The organism is Chelativorans alearensis, assembly GCF_010993735.1.
GTDB classification, from domain to species: Bacteria; Pseudomonadota; Alphaproteobacteria; order Rhizobiales; family Rhizobiaceae; genus Chelativorans; species Chelativorans alearense.
The window spans coordinates 195,753-212,268 of record NZ_WQNI01000007.1 but is presented as its reverse complement, the minus strand read 5'-3'; the positions used below and the strand labels follow the sequence as shown (position 1 = coordinate 212,268).

Annotated in this window: 17 protein-coding genes and 1 pseudogene; 1 reads left to right on the top strand and 17 read right to left on the bottom strand. The window is 60.9% G+C overall.

Features of this window, described 5'->3' with window-relative positions:
* Positions 1-26: 26 nt before the first annotated feature.
* The 12 genes from GPJ75_RS12760 to GPJ75_RS12705 form a co-directional block, all read right to left on the bottom strand.
* Positions 27-1,205, bottom strand: a complete 1,179-nt coding sequence (locus tag GPJ75_RS12760) for a M24 family metallopeptidase (protein WP_163268653.1) — start codon at positions 1,203-1,205, stop codon at positions 27-29.
* Position 1,206: 1 nt separating this feature from the next.
* On the bottom strand, positions 1,207-2,175 hold the full coding sequence (locus GPJ75_RS12755; RefSeq protein WP_163268650.1) for a D-2-hydroxyacid dehydrogenase: 969 nt from the start codon (positions 2,173-2,175) through the stop codon (positions 1,207-1,209).
* Between the two features lie 63 nt (positions 2,176-2,238).
* Positions 2,239-3,171, bottom strand: a complete 933-nt coding sequence (kce, locus tag GPJ75_RS12750) for a 3,5-dioxohexanoate:acetyl-CoA acetone transferase (RefSeq protein WP_163268648.1) — start codon at positions 3,169-3,171, stop codon at positions 2,239-2,241.
* Between the two features lie 2 nt (positions 3,172-3,173).
* Positions 3,174-4,202 (bottom strand): branched-chain amino acid ABC transporter permease, encoded by a 1,029-nt coding sequence (locus GPJ75_RS12745; RefSeq protein WP_163268646.1) that lies wholly within the window; start codon positions 4,200-4,202, stop codon positions 3,174-3,176.
* Positions 4,199-5,062, bottom strand: a complete 864-nt coding sequence (locus tag GPJ75_RS12740; RefSeq protein WP_163268644.1) for a branched-chain amino acid ABC transporter permease — start codon at positions 5,060-5,062, stop codon at positions 4,199-4,201. The genes GPJ75_RS12745 and GPJ75_RS12740 overlap by 4 nt, the downstream gene beginning before the upstream one ends.
* Before the next feature lie 5 nt (positions 5,063-5,067).
* The gene (locus GPJ75_RS12735) at positions 5,068-5,772 is read right to left on the bottom strand and encodes an ABC transporter ATP-binding protein (RefSeq protein WP_163268643.1); all 705 of its coding nucleotides are present in this window, start codon (positions 5,770-5,772) and stop codon (positions 5,068-5,070) included.
* Positions 5,765-6,493 (bottom strand): ABC transporter ATP-binding protein, encoded by a 729-nt coding sequence (locus GPJ75_RS12730; protein WP_163268641.1) that lies wholly within the window; start codon positions 6,491-6,493, stop codon positions 5,765-5,767. Before GPJ75_RS12730 ends, GPJ75_RS12735 begins: the two co-directional genes overlap by 8 nt.
* Before the next feature lie 74 nt (positions 6,494-6,567).
* Positions 6,568-7,194, bottom strand: a complete 627-nt coding sequence (locus tag GPJ75_RS12725; RefSeq protein ID WP_163268639.1) for a type 1 periplasmic-binding domain-containing protein — start codon at positions 7,192-7,194, stop codon at positions 6,568-6,570.
* A gap of 34 nt (positions 7,195-7,228) precedes the next feature.
* Positions 7,229-8,149 carry a 3-hydroxyacyl-CoA dehydrogenase family protein gene (locus GPJ75_RS12720; protein WP_163268637.1) on the bottom strand — a complete coding sequence of 307 codons (921 nt, stop codon included), beginning with the start codon at positions 8,147-8,149 and terminating at the stop codon, positions 7,229-7,231.
* A gap of 3 nt (positions 8,150-8,152) precedes the next feature.
* A complete protein-coding gene (locus GPJ75_RS12715) occupies positions 8,153-8,956 on the bottom strand; it encodes an SDR family NAD(P)-dependent oxidoreductase (protein WP_163268634.1) in 804 nt (267 codons plus the stop codon).
* Entirely contained in the window at positions 8,953-9,312 is a 360-nt protein-coding gene (locus GPJ75_RS12710) for a cupin domain-containing protein (RefSeq protein WP_163268632.1), read from the bottom strand. The genes GPJ75_RS12715 and GPJ75_RS12710 overlap by 4 nt, the downstream gene beginning before the upstream one ends.
* Positions 9,312-10,148, bottom strand: coding sequence for a cyclase family protein (locus GPJ75_RS12705; protein WP_163268630.1), 837 nt, complete (start codon positions 10,146-10,148; stop codon positions 9,312-9,314). Before GPJ75_RS12705 ends, GPJ75_RS12710 begins: the two co-directional genes overlap by 1 nt.
* Before the next feature lie 219 nt (positions 10,149-10,367).
* Here GPJ75_RS12705 and GPJ75_RS12700 point away from each other — a divergent pair, with 219 nt between their 5' ends.
* Entirely contained in the window at positions 10,368-11,081 is a 714-nt protein-coding gene (locus tag GPJ75_RS12700) for an IclR family transcriptional regulator (RefSeq protein ID WP_163268628.1), read from the top strand.
* Between the two features lie 223 nt (positions 11,082-11,304).
* Here the strand turns inward: GPJ75_RS12700 and irrA are convergent.
* From irrA to GPJ75_RS12675, 5 genes and pseudogenes are all read right to left on the bottom strand, one after another.
* Positions 11,305-11,718, bottom strand: a pseudogene (gene irrA, locus GPJ75_RS27360) (iron response transcriptional regulator IrrA); the annotation flags it as partial.
* Positions 11,719-11,776: 58 nt separating this feature from the next.
* Complete coding sequence (locus GPJ75_RS12690; RefSeq protein WP_163268626.1) at positions 11,777-12,028, bottom strand: hypothetical protein; 252 nt, start codon at positions 12,026-12,028, stop codon at positions 11,777-11,779.
* Positions 12,025-13,686 carry an arylsulfatase gene (locus GPJ75_RS12685; protein ID WP_163268624.1) on the bottom strand — a complete coding sequence of 554 codons (1,662 nt, stop codon included), beginning with the start codon at positions 13,684-13,686 and terminating at the stop codon, positions 12,025-12,027. The genes GPJ75_RS12690 and GPJ75_RS12685 overlap by 4 nt, the downstream gene beginning before the upstream one ends.
* 439 nt (positions 13,687-14,125) lie before the next feature.
* The gene (locus GPJ75_RS12680) at positions 14,126-15,022 is read right to left on the bottom strand and encodes an alpha/beta hydrolase (RefSeq protein ID WP_163268622.1); all 897 of its coding nucleotides are present in this window, start codon (positions 15,020-15,022) and stop codon (positions 14,126-14,128) included.
* Positions 15,023-15,097: 75 nt separating this feature from the next.
* Positions 15,098-16,492 (bottom strand): MFS transporter, encoded by a 1,395-nt coding sequence (locus tag GPJ75_RS12675; RefSeq protein WP_163268620.1) that lies wholly within the window; start codon positions 16,490-16,492, stop codon positions 15,098-15,100.
* Positions 16,493-16,516 lie beyond the last annotated feature (24 nt).

Below are 16,516 nucleotides of genomic sequence, written 5' to 3'. Positions count from 1 at the left end.
TCACCTGGTTAACGCGACCCGTTCACTTAGATGCTGAATATCTTCTTCTCCGTCTTGTGCAGGCAGGGCCCGACCCCGTCTCGTTGGATCAGGTAGTTGTCGCAGATGACGGCGAATACCTCGCCGTCGTCATAGCCAGGATGCACCGCCAGACACATGTTCTCGGCCAGCTTCATGGTTTCATCCCTGCGAATCAGCGGCCTTTCCACCATCTCGCAGCCCTGTCCATGCGCGTAGAGCCGGGCTTCGGGCGGCAGATTACGAGCCATCATCCAATCGTCGTGGGCGGCCGCTATCTCCGCCGGGGCCGCGCCGGCCCGCATCAGTGACAGTGTATGCTGTTGAGCAAGACGAACGTTCTCGAAAGCCTGAAGCAGCCGGACATTCGGCTCGCCGAGGACAATGGTTCGAGCAATCTCCAGATAGAGCCCGCCAGGCCCGTTGATCTCGATCAGAAGCGACAGGTGGTCGCCCGCTTGAAGAGTGCGCGTTTGGAACGGTCGGTTCAGGAAGCGCGACGGTTTGCCCAGCGGCGCTGATATGCCGAGAAAAATTCCCTGGTCGCTGCCAAGCCTGCGTCCCTTCGATTCGGCATGAGCCGCCACCTCTCGGTCGGTAATGCCGGGCCGAATGAAATCGCAGACTTCGCTGAAGACCTGATCCTGTATCAAAGCGGTCTTTCGGATGAGCTCGATCTCCTCGGCGCTCTTGACGGCCTTCATCACGTCGATCGGATCCGTCAGGTCGACGACGTCGAACCCGTTGTCCAGTGCTCCCAGCGCCTGCACCAGCGAGTGCGGCAGCGCGCCAGGTGTCAGCAGTCCAATCCGCCGGCAGCCTGCCTCGCTGAGTACCTGGACAAGTAGCCTTGCATCATACTCGACTGTATAGCCGACCGAATGGAAGGAAGGCGTGCCGAGAATCCGTTCCACACCACGGTGGACACCGTCATCTGTTGAAACGCGACGATCCATTCCGAAGGCTCCCATCTCGATCACGGTCATCGGTCGATCGTGAAAGAACACGACAGTGCGGGGATATCCGTTGTTCGCCGGAATATCGGTAAACCAGCGCACGTAGCCGCCCATCCAGTCCTCACGCGCCTGCATCACGAGCGCGTCCACGCCATTGTCTTCGAGCACGGCGCGGGCAGCAGCCCAACGTCGCTCCATCTCGGCAATAGAAATCGGCGAGTTTGTTTGCACCCTAATCTCCCTGTCGCCTCATGGCGTTCTTGAGCGCGTCGGGGCCGCCTTGTGCGTAGACCCTGAAGTTTTCGACAACAATCGGAAAGCACTGCTCGTGATAGACATCCGCATAGCCCCCGACATGCGGCGTCACGATCGCATTCGGTGCATGCCAGAGCGGGCTTTCCGCCGGCAGGGGCGTCGCCTCGAACACATCGATCCCCGCGCCGGCAATCTGACCTTTGTTCAGCGCGTCGAGCAGTGCATTTTCATCCACGCAACCGCCACGGGCGATGTTGATCAGGTAGGCAGACGGCTTCATAGCCAAGAGAACGTCGGCATTTATGATATGTCGGGTCTCCGCGGACAGCGGGACGAGGACGACGAGAAAGTCCGCCTCGGCCGCCGCCTGTTTGAGGTCGGCCCGCCGGTAGATGCGATCGACATGCGGTGCTTCCTTGCGGCCATCCGAAACACCGACGACCGTCATGCCCATGGTCTTGCAGTAGAGTGCCAAGGAATCCGCGATCAGGCCCAGGCCGAGAATGCAGACCGTCCTGCCGGACAACAAAGGTTGGGGCCTTCGATCCCATTGCCTCTTCTGCTGCTTCTCCAGGAAGCGCGGCAAATCCCGAAGCAGGCTCAACATGAGGAGGATGGCAAGCTCTGCCATTTGCGGTCCATGCACGCCCGCGACCCTGGTGATCGCGACATGCGCAGGCATCTCCTTCATCACCAGCAGATTGTCGACGCCGGTCGTAAGGGTTTGCACCCATTCGAGATTCGGCATCGCCGCTACAAACCGCGGCGTGGTCGTTGGACCAATTCCCACGAAAACATTCACCTCGTGCGCTTCGGCCATCGCCTCGGCTTCGGATCTGGTGGGGCGGAACTCGAAATCCGGAAAGAGCGGCGAAAGTTTTCGCACGTACCATTCTGACCAGTCGAAGCGCTCGTGGCGGACCAGTACGGTCTTTCGTTTCTTCATCGACCACGTCCCCAGAGAAGGTGACGCCGAGCGCGGCGGTTGTTCGGCGCGTATAAGGCGGCCTCAAAATCCAACATTGTCGCCACCCTTGAGTTCGAGGATCTCCCGCGCCTCGTCTGGCGTGGCCACCTCGGAACCAAGCTCCTCCACGATGCGGCGGACCTTGGCGACCTGTTGGGCGTTCGATTCCGCAAGCTTCCCGCGGCTGATGTAAAGCGAGTCCTCCAGCCCTACACGCACATTGCCGCCCATCTGCGCTGCCGCCGCCGCCAGAGGCATCTGCGCACCTCCTGCCCCCAGAACGGACCAGCGGTAGTCCTCGCCGAAAAGCCTATCGGCGGTTCGCTTCATGAAAATGAGATTGTCAATGTCGGCGCCGATGCCACCCAGAATACCGAGAACGAACTGTAGGAAGATCGGCGGCCTGAACAGACCGATATCCATACAGAACTTCAGATTGTATAGATGGCCGACATCGTAGCATTCATGCTCGAACTTGATGTCGTGGGGAGCGAGAGTTTCCGCCGCCTCGCGAATGTCGTGAAACGTGTTGCGAAAGATGTTTCCTTCCGAGCGGGCGACATAATCCTTCTCCCAGTCGAATTTCCATTCCTCATAACGCCCAGCCAGCGGATGAAAGGAGAAATTCAAGCTCCCCATGTTGAGCGAACACATCTCGGGCGAGAAGGTCTTGGCTGGCTTGATCCGGTCTTGGATGGAGAGTGTGAGCGAACCACCGGTGGAAATATTCACGACCGCATTCGTCGCCTGCTTGATGCGCTGCAGGAAGGGCGCGAAATCGTCCGGATCTACGGACGGCCTGCCGTCCTGATTGTTGCGCGCGTGCAGATGGAGGATCGAGGCTCCCGCTTCCGACGCCTCGATCGCTTGGGTGGCGATGTCGTCATAGGTGTATGGCAGCGCGTCTGACATCGTGGGGGTATGGATGGCCCCCGTGACCGCGCAGGTAATGATGGTCTTCGTCTGCCTTGCCATGGTCAGGCTCCTTTCTTTTCCTTGGGTTCCGTCCGATAGCCTAGCGGGAAGAGCCGTAACCCAGTGCTGTCGCGCACAAGCCCCCAGAGCCCTTTGGGCGCGACGAGCATGACCGCAATGGCGACCGCGCCCAGCACGATGAGGTAGGCAGCGCCGAGATCGGCCAGCATCTCGCGCAGGAGGAAGTAGACGATAGTGCCGACGAAAGGCCCCTCGAGTGAGCCGATGCCGCCGATCACGACGATGAAAATGACGAAGGCGGTCCAGTCATTGACGCTGAAGGCCGCCTCGGGCGAGATGCGCAACTTCTGCAGAAAGATCAGCGCGCCCACGAGCGTGGTAAGGCCGCCCACGATGACATAGACGAGGAACTTCGTGCGCCAGATGTCAATGCCCAGAGAGCCCGCGGCCAGTTCATTGTCGCGAATGGCGGTCAGCGCGAGCCCGCGTCGTGAGCGCAGGAAGAGACAGGCGATCGTGATGACAGCGGTTGCAACGCCCAGCGTCAGCCAGTAGCTCACAGCTTCACGCGCGTCCCGTCCTTCGGCGAGCGACCTCGCTGCGTCCACCGGCAGCGAGATACCAGAGCCGCCGCCCAGCGCGCCGAGCTGTGCAAAGCCCAAGCGGAAGACTTCGGCAATAACCCAGGTTCCGATGGCAAAATACGCGCCTCGAAGCCTGAAAATGAGAAGGGCCACCGGCATCGCCACAAGCGCGCCGGCCAGTCCGGCGGCCGCGATGGCGGCGACGGGATGAAGACCGAGGAAGATCGTCAGCGCGAAGAGCAAATAGCCGCCGAGGCCGACATAGGCCTGCTGGCCCACCGAGACGAAGCCGGCGTAGCCCGCAAGCAGGTTCCAGAGCATGGCTAGCGAAAGATAGAGGAAGATTTCGCCCAAGAGCCTGAGTTCGGCCCGGCCGGCCCACCACGGAGCCGCGAACAGCAGAACGAGCACGGCGAGCCCCAGAACCGCCGCGACGCGGCTGGCACGCGTGGCTCGGAAGACACGGTAGTTGTCGCGTGCGCTCATCCGTCCATCCTCGGGAACAGGCCGCGCGGGCGGACTGCCAGAATGACCAGGAAAGCGACATGGCCGGCGAGGATCTGCCATCCCGGGTTGACTTGGGCGCCGATCGCCTGGCTCACTCCAAGGATCACGCCACCCGCGAGCGTGCCCCAGAGACTACCCATCCCACCGATGATCACCGCTTCGAAGCCGAAGATCAGGCGAGCCGGTCCGGTCGCCGGGTCGAAGGACGTCCGGATGCCGAGAAATATGCCTGCCACCGCGGTGACCGCCAGGGACAGTGCCATGGCGAGAGCGAAGACATGGCGGCGATTGATGCCCATGAGCTGGGCGATGTCCTGATTGTCGGAGACGGCGCGGAACGCGCGGCCGAGCCCGGTACGGTAGAAGACGATTTGAAGGCCCCCGATGATGGCGACGGCGGTGACGAACATCAGGAACGGCAGGTAGCCCACCGCCAGCCCGCCAAGATTGAGGCTCGCCACCTCAATTGGCCCGGCACTGAGCCTCTGCGGGTCGGCCGTGTAAGTCTCCAGAAGCGCGTTCTGTATGATGACCGAGAGCCCGAAAGACACCAGCAGCGGCGGCAGGATGTCGTCGCCGAGCGTCCGGTTCAGGATGCTCCGCTGCAAGACATACCCCACAACCGCCATCACCGGCACGACGGCCAGAAGGGACATCAACGGATGGATGCCGAGCGCCATAATCACGGTCAGCGCCAGATAGGCGGCCAGCACTATAAGGTCGCCATGGGCGATGTTTACGAGGCGCATGACACCGAAAATGAGGCTGAGACCAGCGGCGAACAGCGCGTAGAGGCCGCCGAGCAAAGTTCCCTGAAGGATGGCGTTGACCCAGTCCATGCCGATCACTGCCCGAAATAGGCGCGGGAAATCTCCTCGCGCGTAACTGTGTCCGAACACCCCTCAAGGGAGACCCTGCCCTCCTGCAGGCAGTAGACTCGGGAGGAGACGGAGAGCGCCTTGGTGACGTCCTGCTCCACGACCACCGCGCTCATCCCCTCTCCGACGATACCCGGCAGAGCGTCGTAGATCTGCTTGATGACGACAGGCGCGAGGCCAAGGCTGATCTCGTCGAACATGACGAGGTCGGGATTGGCCATCAGTGCGCGGCCGATGGCCACCATTTGTTGCTGCCCGCCCGACAGAGAGGTGGACGGAAGATGCCGGCGCTCTTCGAGAACGGGGAAGAGCGCGTAGATCGCGGCGAGCGACCACGGCCCGCTGCGTCCGACCCGGCCGCCGATGATCAGGTTCTCCTCCACCGACAGGGACGGGAAAAGTTGCCGGCCCTCGGGCACAAGCCCGATGCCCAGCTCCGCCACCTGGTCGGCGCGAAGTGCCCCAATAGGACGGCCGCGATAGACGATCTGTTCGGCCGCGTTCTTCATCAAGCCAGAGACGGAGCGCATCAGCGTGGTCTTGCCCGCTCCATTGGCGCCGATGATGGCGACGACCTCGCCCTCGCCGAGCTCCATGTCGACGCAATACAGCGCCTGGAAGTCGCCGTATCGGGCGTCGAGACGGTTCGTCCTGAGGATGGGCTCAGGCATCGGTCTCGATCCCCAAATAGATCTCCTTCACCTCCCGGCTCTCCATCACCGCCTTCGGGTTGCCCTCGGCAATCATCTTCCCGAAGTCGAGAACGATGAGGCGGCCCACGACCGCGGTCAGGGCGTGGACCACGTGCTCGATCCAGATGATCGACATGCCTGAGACGTGGATCGCCCGGATCATTTCGATCAGAGACCGGCACTCCTCGTCCGTCAGCCCGCCCGCTATCTCGTCGAGCAACAGAAGCTTCGGCCTGGCGCAAAGGGCCCGCGTCAGCTCCAGCCGCTTGCGGTCGAGAAGGGCAAGCCGACTGGCAAGCACGTTGGCCTTGCTCATCAGCTTCGTCTGTTCCAGCACGTCGAGGCACAGCGCCTCGGCCTCCTGCCCGGGCAGGTTAGCCCCCTGCGTGGCGGCGATCATGGCGTTCTCGAAGACGGTCAGCCCACCAAAGGACTGCGGCACCTGGAAACTGCGCGCCATGCCTGCGCGGCAGCGCTGAGCCGCGTTCTGGCGGGTGACATCATGACCGAGAAAGGTGATGCGGCCGGCATCCAGTGGCAAGGTGCCCGTGATCAGGTTGAACATGGAGGTCTTGCCTGCCCCGTTCGGCCCGATTACCCCCAGCGCCTCGCCTTCCGCAAGCGAATAGGTGAGCGCGTCGGCCACGGTCACCGCGCCGAAGGATTTGGTCACACTCGCAAGGCTGAGTATCTCGCCCAATTGGTCCCTTTCCTAGCGATTCTCGCTCCGGCGCCGTGTGGCGGGAGGTGGCCACCCGGTGCCGGAGCGCACAGTCACAGCAGCTTCATCTCTGCCGTGACGGGGATCTCGGGCGCAGGCGCGTTGGCTAATATCTCTAGGTTGAGATCTCCGTCCTCTCTCCGCGGCCCGCCCACAAGAGGCGTCTTGGTGACGTTCTTCACCGGACCCTTCGAGAAATTCGCCGCCCCGACGATGGTGTCGAGCTTGGTATGTGCGATTGCCGCGACCAGCCCGTCGGAATTTTCCGGATCCTGGGCTCGCGAAATCTCGCCCTCGAAGAGCGCATGCTTAAAGCCGATAGGCTGCGTCCAGGGCCGTCCGGTCGCGTTCATGTAACTCGAGGCAAGCGCCCTCACACTCGCGCCGGTGAGTGAAAATTTGAAGGGACGGTGCGGCGACCACCAGACCTCGGACGAAAGCTTGTCGCCACGCTCGCTCAGAGATTCCACCATCGTCGTGTCCGGCGTGGACGTGATGACGATCTCGACGTCCTCACGCAGAATCAGGTCCGGCGCCACTTCGGCGGCGCGGTTTTGTCTCAGGATGGCTGCAGCCGTGAGGCTCGTGGCAGCAGGGTCGGCGAGCACACGGCGGCGATCCAGTCCATGGTTAGCTGAAATATCTATGGATGCGCGGCGACTTCTTCGTTCGGACCCCATTGTCTCCTCCCTGATGACCGGTCTCCAGACCGATCTAATCGCTCAAAATGCCATCGAGCTTGACCAGATGGCTGGCCACCTTATCGCGTACCGCCTGCGCCTCCTCCGGTGTCCAGCGGCGAAATCCCTGACCTGTTTTCATTCCCAGCTTCCCCTCAGCGACGAGGCGTTCGAGATAGGGCGATGGCCCCTGCCGCGACTCCAGGTCGAACAGCACGTTTTGATGGATATCGAATGTCAGGTCGGTTCCCACGAGATCGGCGTTTTCGAGCGGCCCCAGAACAGCCAGTCGCCTGCCGAAGCACGACTTGATGACAGTATCGACCGATTCCGCGTCGCAAATTCCGCGCTCGACAAGGCTGATTGCCTCACGCCACAGCGCATGCTGCAGCCGGTTGCCGATGAATCCGGGGACGTCCTTTTCGACCCGGACTGGCGTCTTGCCGGCCTCGCGCAGGAGGGCATACGTCCTCTGCACGGCCTCCTCGGACGTCCATTCCGTCCTGATGAGTTCGACCAGCGGGATGAGGTGGCCGGGATTCCACCAATGGGTGCCGAGCGCACGGGAAGGGTCTTTCAGCCCCTTCATAATTTTGGTGATCGGAATGACAGAGGTGTTGGAGGCCAGTATGCAGTTCGCTGGCGCACTGGCTTCAACCGCCGCGAAGACTGATCGCTTCAGCTCCAGATTTTCGGGTGTCGCTTCGGTGACGAAGCTCGCGTTTTTCACACAGCCGGGGATGCTGTCTGCCAGTTTGATCCTGTCCAAAACGGCGTCGATCTCGGCCGCGCCAAGCGCGCGAAGGCTCGCTCCAACCCGCTCGTGCAGGCTTGCAAGGCTTTCCGGCGACGGATCGAAGACGCGCAAACAGTTGCCGGCACGGGCAAAGGTCAGCGCGATGCTGTGCCCCATCAGGCCCGCTCCGATCACTGCCATGTAGCGCTGAACAGCCATTTCCTAGCCCGCCGTATAGCCGCCATCGGCGTACAGGATATGACCGGTGTAGAAGTCGGACGCCGATGAAGAAAGGAAAAGCAGCGGGCCGGCGAGGTCTTCCGGCTCTCCGAGACGGCCCTTCGGCACACGGGCCAGGAATCCCTGCCTGACCGCCTTCGCATTGTCGGTATCCTCGAACATCCAGGCTGTCAGCGGCGAACGGAAGACCGTCGGCGCGATCGCGTTCACCGTAATGCCGGTCGGACCGAGTTCGCACCCGAGCGCCTTGGTAAGGCCGTCCACTGCGGCCTTGGACGCACAATAGGCCGTGTAGCCCGCGGGATGGCCGAGCAGGCCGCGGGCGGAGGACATGAGCACGATCTTGCCGCCGGCGTCCTGCGCTTTCATCTGCTTCGTCGCAGCCCGCGCCATCAGCCAGGACTGGTTCACATTGGCGTCCAGGACCGAGAAGAAGTCTTTGGGTTCCATCTCGTCGATCTTTGCGACCTTATTCATGCCCGAGGCCACCACGAGGATATCGAGGCTGCCGAAGGTATCGACCGCGGTCTTGACCATGTTGGCGCAGGCGTTCTCGTCAGAGGGACGAGCGTTGACAGTCTTCACCCTGGCACCAAGCGCTCTGCACGCCTCGGCGGTCTCGGCCAAAGCATCGGCGCTGCCGGCGGCGAGAACCAGCGTGCAGCCGGCACCGGCCAAGGTCTTCGCCGCCACCACGCCGAACGCGCCCGAAGCGCCCGTGATCAGCGCCACTTTGCCTCTGACGTCGAACAGGCGGAGTGGATTCTCGAAGGCATCAGCCATCATACGCCCTCCCAGTTGACGCCTTCGGGGTACGGAATGACCACGAGCATGATGCACACGTCGTTGCGGCGGTTGACGATCTTGCGAACCTCTCCCGGCGCAATAGTGCAGGAATCATATTTGCCGAGGACAGTCTCTCTGCCGTCGATCATGACGGTCATTTCGCCGTCCAGCACGATGTAGACCTTCTCAAACGGCGTGGAATCAGGGCCGGCGCCGCCGCCAGGGAGGAACTGCGAAAGGCCAACCCACTGGTTGGCGGGCCCGCCCTTTTCGAAACCCTGCAGCCGCAGCCCGACGACGCCGTGATGCTCGGGCGCTTCGTAGGGCTTGGCGTCATCGAAGCGTTTGACAAGCATCAGAATGCCTCGCCGGCTTCGATCCTGTACTGCTGCTTCTTGTCGATCATCGCGACAAGCCTGATGATACACCCGTCGCCACGATCCCAGTTCCACGGGAAGAAAGCGAAGGTGCAGCGTTTGCCCGTTACCGCATCGAGATCGCCGCCCACATTCTCGATCCCGAGGATGCCATTCTTGAACAGGATGTTGTGCACTGGTTCCCACTCGGGGAAGTCGTCCGTCCAGTCGCGGCCGCCGGACCATTCCTTGTACTCTTCGGCGAGATGCGGCAGCAGCGGACCGTTGCGCTGCGGGCCGATGGCTGTGGCCAGCGGGTGGTCGTTGGCCTGGGTGTCGTGGCCGACCACCTTAATTCCCTTCTCAACCATCCATTCGCCTGCCGACGGCACGAAGCCCGGGCAATAGGCGAAATAGTCGCCGTCCTCATATTGCTTGTGCCAACCAGTGTTGATGATGAGCACGTCACCCTTGCGGATGGTGTGACCGCAGGCCTTCTCTAGATCGTCACCGGTGATCGGCTCCCATTTCTGCTTGGGCAGCGAGACGACGATGCCTGAGCCGAAGAAGTGGGGCAGCGGCACTTCGTCAATGAACGGGGTGCCCTGGACCACATGTGCCGGCGCGTCGATATGCGTGGTGGCGTGCATGGTCGTCGTAATCCGCTGGCTGAGCACACCGGACTTGGCCATGTAGTGGATGCGTTCGATCTTGACATCCTGGAAATACGGCCAGTTCGGATGCTGGAATCCGAAGCGATGGGACAGATTGTAGAACTCCAGCCCCATCTCGTTGTCGGTATTCGATTCAAACTCGATGCCACGGATCACGACCATTTGCGTCCTCCCTTCCCGCGCCACTCTTGGTGCGAGTTCACGTCCTGCTTTTCGATACATGTGCATCACAATGTGGGTTATGTCAATCGTTTCTGGGACGCCTGAACCGTATCGTGGGTTGCCGCGCAGCCCGCGCCGCCGTAGAAGCTGTGGGTGGAAGTGTCACGAACGGAGAGCAAAAAAGTGAAGGAAAGCGGTTCCGGGAACGGAGGCATACAGGTGATCGCCCGCGCCGCGGCTATTCTGCGCGTATTGCGGGAAGATACCTCGGGGATGAGTCTCGGCCGGATCGCCGAGAAAGTCGACCTTCCACGGTCCACGGTCCAGCGGATCATCAGTGCGCTGCAGACCGAGCGTCTGGTGATCAGTTCCGGCGGCGGCGGGAGCATTCGTCTGGGGCCTGAAATCAAGGCGCTGTCGGAAGCCACCCGCTACAGCATCGTTGAAATGTGCCGTCTGCATCTATTGGAACTGTCGCAGAAGGTGACCGAAACGGTCGACTTGTCGGTACTGCGCGGATCGGCCATGATCTTTCTTGATCAGGTGCCGGGTACACACCGCCTGCGCACGGTCTCGGCGATCGGCGATGTATTCCCGCTAACGACCACCGCGAATGGCCGCGCGGTCCTGTCGATGATGGACCACCGGCAGGCGCGCGAACTGGTCGAGGCTGAATGGAAGCGGCGAGACGTCAAGGGAGACTGGAACAAATTCGCGTCAATGCTCGATGAGGCCGCTGCCACCGGGATCGCCTACGACCTCGACGATCATACGGTCGGCATTTCGGCAGTCGGCGCGGGCTTTGCCGATATGACCGGGGAACTCCATGCGATCTCGGTCCCGATCCCATCCACCCGCTTCCGCGAGAAACGCGACGCCGTCGAGCGGGCGCTCCTGGCCACGATCGAACAAGTCCGCTCGATCATTGAATAGGGGGCAAGCAGCCGGGAACGCATAACGCTACTGGCGGCCTCCACTCCCTGATTCATCCGGACAGGACTTAACGCGGAGAGCGGTCGGCCGATGTGAGGGCGTTTGGCGTGAACAGATCAATCGTGACCCCTGTTTTCTGCTGGACTCTGCTTGATCGAATTCGCCCACAGGCCGAGCCGGATGACTTCGGACCCTCGTCGCCTGTTCCAGACCGATTGCTTCTGCGCAACCTGACGATGACGTCGATATTGGCGATTTCAGTGCCTTCTGGAGGCTCCGGGAGACCGGCCACCGTCAGAGAACCGCCGCAGATGTCCATCACCTGTTTCTCGCCCTCAACGAAAAAATGATGATGGTCGGACGTGTTAGTGTCGAAATAGGTGCGCGCGCCCTCAACAGCCAGGATGCGCAGGAGCCCAGCATCCGTGAACTGGTGCAGCGCGTTGTAGACGGTCGCCAGTGAAACGGCAACGCCTGCGGCGAGCGCTTCCTCGTGGAGTTCCTCAGCGGAGAGATGGCGGTCACCTTTGGCGAACAGCAGCCGAGCCAGCGCCATGCGCTGCCTGGTAGGACGCAAACCCGCCTCGCGTACGATCTGCTCGATGCTCGTGCTCGATCGTTCGTCCTCGTTTCCCAATGCGTGCGAAGACCTGAGGGGAGAAGCGGTACTGCGACCGCGGAGTTCTCTTTCACCGTCAGGCATCGGAAATCTGAGCATCAAATCGCTCCTCCCTTATCAAGGCCTCTTCCCTGGGGTTGCACGTCTTCTCAAACGACATCCGCCTAATTGGGGGCGCGAGATGCACCGTCTCGGTCGCCCGCTTGTCGTACCCGGCATAGAATTCCGAAAAAGCCTCGCGGTCGCGACCGCCGAGCGCGAGGTTCAGGGAATCCTTCTCCTCCTCGGGCGCAAGTGGACGCCGCTCGATTCCGTTCAGGAGCATCACTGGTGGCCGCTCAAGTCAAAGCCAGCCTGGCTACGCATACCCTTGGCCCAATTGTAATGGTCAAACCCCATCGCATTCAGGTAGTTGTAGTCCCATCGCACCACATTGTGCTCATCGGCCCAACGCTCATATTTTTGCGACAGTTCCGCGAGCAGATCCGGCTGTCTCAAAGCGAGGTCCTGTGTTTCCCCAGGATCGGTGCTTGTGTCATAGAGCTGCCATTGTCCAGTACCAAAGGGTACCGGCAGCCAAATGAGTTTCCAGTTTCCCTTGCGATAGGTCTTTTGACCCCAGAACTCTTCCGCGCGCTCATAGTCCGGGCCATGTACAAGGTTCCGCTCACCGCGGAGCGAGGCGGCAATCGAGGCGCCCTTCAGCACCGCGAGCGGGACGCCCTTCCGGGTATCACCACGCTCGGCTCCGGTCAGTTCCATCAACGTCGGAAAGAGGTCTTCCACGCCCACGAACGAAGCGTACATGCCTCCGGGATTCTTTACCGCCGGCATCTTCACAATTAGCGGTGAGCGCGTCCCGCCTTCCGTTAGGAACGTCTTGAACAGGCGGAAAGGCGTTGCACTGGCGCTCGCCCAGCCAGGACCAACACCGACGAATGAGCGCGGAGCGCCGATATTATCGAAAGACATATCGAAGGTTTCGGCGATCCACTTGCCGTCCGCATTGGGGAAGTAGGCATCCATGTAGGCTGCAGAGGGTCCGTTATCGGACAGAAAAATGATAATGGTGTCATTATAGACGCCAGCCTCGCGCAACGCATCGAGCACACGCGCGATATTGGCGTCCATATTCTCGAGCATTGCGGCATAGACTTCCATCAGCCGTTCCTGATGTGCGCGCTCGGCTCGGGTGAGTTCGCTCCACGGCTTGAACAACGGCGGGGTGGCATCGAGTTCCGTCGCCGCCGGGATCACCCCCATCTCTTTCATGCGCTCGAAGACCTCGCGCCGGTGGACGTCATATCCTGCCGAGAACCTGCCCTTGTATTTGTCGATGAGTGCCTTCGGGGCATGGAGTGGGTCATGGACCGCCTGAAGCGCGAGGTAGCCCATAAACGGTTTCCCCTGCTGAACCGCATCTTTCAGGTAGAAGAGGAACTTGTCGGTGAACAGGTCAGATGAAAAAACGCCTGCGGGGCGCTCCACAACCTTGCCATCTTCCTGGAAGGTCGTCTCAGGTTTGACCGAGAGGAGCCCGAGATGGTCCCAATGGCTCCCGCCCCCGTCAAGCATGACATAGGAACGATCGAAACCCCGGCTGGGCGGAATCGTCGTTGGGGTGCTCCCCAGATGCCATTTGCCGCTGATGAAGGTGGTGTATCCACTTTCCTCCAGCACCTCGGCGATCGTCTTGACACCATCGTTCAACATCCCAAGATAGCCTTCTCCCTGCTGGGCTTCCAGTGGGCGGACGCCGCCCATCGTGCCAAGACCTGCAAGATGGATGTCGACGCCGGTCAAAAGCGCCGCGCGAGTGGGCGAGCAAACCGGCAACACATGAAAATTGGAGAAGCGGACTCCCTCCCGTGCTAACTCCATGAGCGCCGGTGTCCTGACAATTGTTTGCCCGAACGGTTCGATATCGCTCATCCCCATGTCATCGGACATGATCAGAATTACGTTTGGCGGCTTACCTTCCGACATCGCCGCGTATGGGCCGCCGACACAGGTGACGCTTAGGGCAAGAGTCGCTCCCAAGATTCTTAGAGCACTCCGCCGATTGAATGATAACTCGCTCCCCATGCTTTGCTCCTCCTCTGGAGCGCTTTCGCTTTTCTCCGAGTCGCGAAGTCGCTCTAACCTCTTGTTTCTACGCAATTCCGGACGGAAAACCGGTTCCCACTTTTCCTGGAATTGCTCTAGGTCCTAGCTTTCAATCGGATTCTGCTTGACCTGAACGCATTGCCGCAGGGCGAAATGGGCGCGTCATCCACTCGCACGGCGCCTGCGCGTCCTGCCATGACTCCGGCGAGATGCACTCGATAGACCGCATGGGCAGTGCCGCGACCGAGTGCGCAAGCGAGATTCGATGGCGCGATGCCGCACGCTTCGATGTAAGCGGACGAGCTCATGGCGAGTGTCACTAGAGGTTCCGCTGCAGGAAACGAAGGAGCCGCGGCGCGAGAAAGCCCACAAAGCCGCCGGGCTCGCCAATTGGCTCCTCGCTGAACCAGAAATGTCCCGCGCCGCTCACCGGGTAGGCGCGCACAGGGAAATTCGCCTGCTTGAGCGCACGCAAGAACTGCTCCGACTGCAGGTGCGGGTTCACCACATCATCCGCCGTCCCATATGCCAAAAATACGGAAAGCTTGTTCGCTGAATAGCGCACGTAGCTCAGCGGCGAAGCGTCGAAATAGAGTTGCCTATCCGCATAGGGGGGCACGCCGATGAAACGTTCCGATCGCCGCTCGCTCGACGTCGCGAAATCCGCGATCTCCTGCTGCCAGAGCGCAAAGAGATCGTACACGCCATAGATGCCCACGAAAGCCTTCACATCGGTATTGACGGCGGCGTGCACGTTCGCTGGACGGGAGTTCCTGAACAGCGGCGTGTCGCCGCCAAGGGCGGCAAGTGATGCCACGTGCGCCCCCGCCGATGAGCCGAGCAGCGCCACCCTGTCGGGATCGATGCCGAGTTCGTTCGCTGAACCGCGCACGAACTGGACCGCGCTGACGACATCGCATATCGCTTCGGGAAACATCTTGGACGCACCGGCAACACGATACTGGATGGCAAACAGCGCAATACCGTGCTGCGCGAGATAGTTGCCCCAATACTTCAGCGCACTGCGGTCGCAGAAGAGCCATCCGCCCCCGGGGGCCGCGACGACAACCGGAAACGGGCCGCCACCGCGGGGCGCATACAAGTCACCCCGCAAATCAACACCGTCGTGCGTGGCATAAGCGATGTCTGTGTGAACCAGCACGTCCGCTGCGTTCGTCCGATCGGCATCAACAGTGGGATTTGTGGTCCTGGTCATTTCAGTCTTCTTTCAAATCTTCAAGTTTCAAGCCGGAAAACGGCTCGATCATGCCGTTGTGGAACTTGCGAATACTTAGGATACTTGCTCGGCCGGGTTTGAATCTCCAACCGGAACGGTTTCGTTCTTCACGGCCGTCTCATCAACCTGAAGACTGCCAAAGCGCCGATAGCAGAGAACAGCGAGTATGACCGCGCCGATCGCCCCTGCGATCATCGGGGCCGCTGCGAATGCGAACATCTGTTGCGGTGGCAGTTGCATCGTGAACACAGCAGCCCCGACAAGGGGGCCGAGGATAGCGCCGATGCGTCCCATGCCCAGCCCCCAGCCCACGCCGGTTGCGCGAACCGCGGTCGGATAGAGAAGTCCGGTAATCGTGGAGCAGCCAACTTGAAGCGCTCCGACCGATATCCCGGGGACCAGAACACATAGGACGATAGCAGCGTGCGAAAGATCAAACGCTGCAAACATCAAGAGGAAAGGAACAGCTATGATGAACATGGCAGGCAGAAGCGCGATTCCTACCCAAGAGATAAGTGCAGCAATTGCCAGGCCACCGATCAGTCCGCCTGCGGCGAACATGGCCGAAAACTGACCCGCTTGCTGAATGCTCATGCCTAGACTCTGCAGCACGAGAGGCAGCCAGCTTATCACGAGGTAAAGGGCCATCGCGTTCATGAAGAACAGCACCCACATCAAGAGCGTGATCCCGGCCAGCCCATCGCCGAACAATCGTGTGAGCGAGGCGCTTCGAGCCGTTTGCTCCGCCGAACCTCCGGAGCCCGGGACCCACTGGAGATCTGGATCGAGCCGCTTGAGCAGCGCCGCAAGTCGAGCGCTCCGCTCAGGGCGCAACGCCAAATACTTGAAGGATTCCGGCATTGCCCAAATGAGAACTATAGCCAACAGCACGGGCAAAACTCCGCCCGCAACTGCCAACACGCGCCAGCCATAAGTGGGAACCAGAGCTGCAGTGATCACACCCGGAATGATTGCACCAAGGGGGACAGCCGTTGAGACCAGTGCCAGCACCCGGTTTCGCAACCTTTTGGGTGTGAACTCGGCCGTCATCGCAGTCGCTGTGGGCAAGGCGCCGCCCAATCCGACTCCTACGATGAAGCGGCAGGCCGCCATCTGCGCCACTGTCGTCGACAGCAACATCGCGAGCGTTGCAAGGCCAAAGATAAAGCAACTGGCGACAATCGTGAACTTTCGTCCGTAACGATCGCCAATCAATCCGCCCAAGGGCCCTCCTAACGCGAAACCGACCAGGCTTGCCGCGAACAACGGCCCAAGCGCGGACTTGTCGAAGCCGAATTCCTTGACCAATTCTGGTGCAATAAAAGAAATGACCGTGAGGTCATAGCCATCGAGAAGCAACACCAGGGCGCACAAAGCCCACACACCGATCATAAATCGGCTGGGGTTTGCCTCGTCCAAGGGGGTATCTATATTACCGCTGTTAGCCACTTTCTCCTCCCATGGCTTTTATGG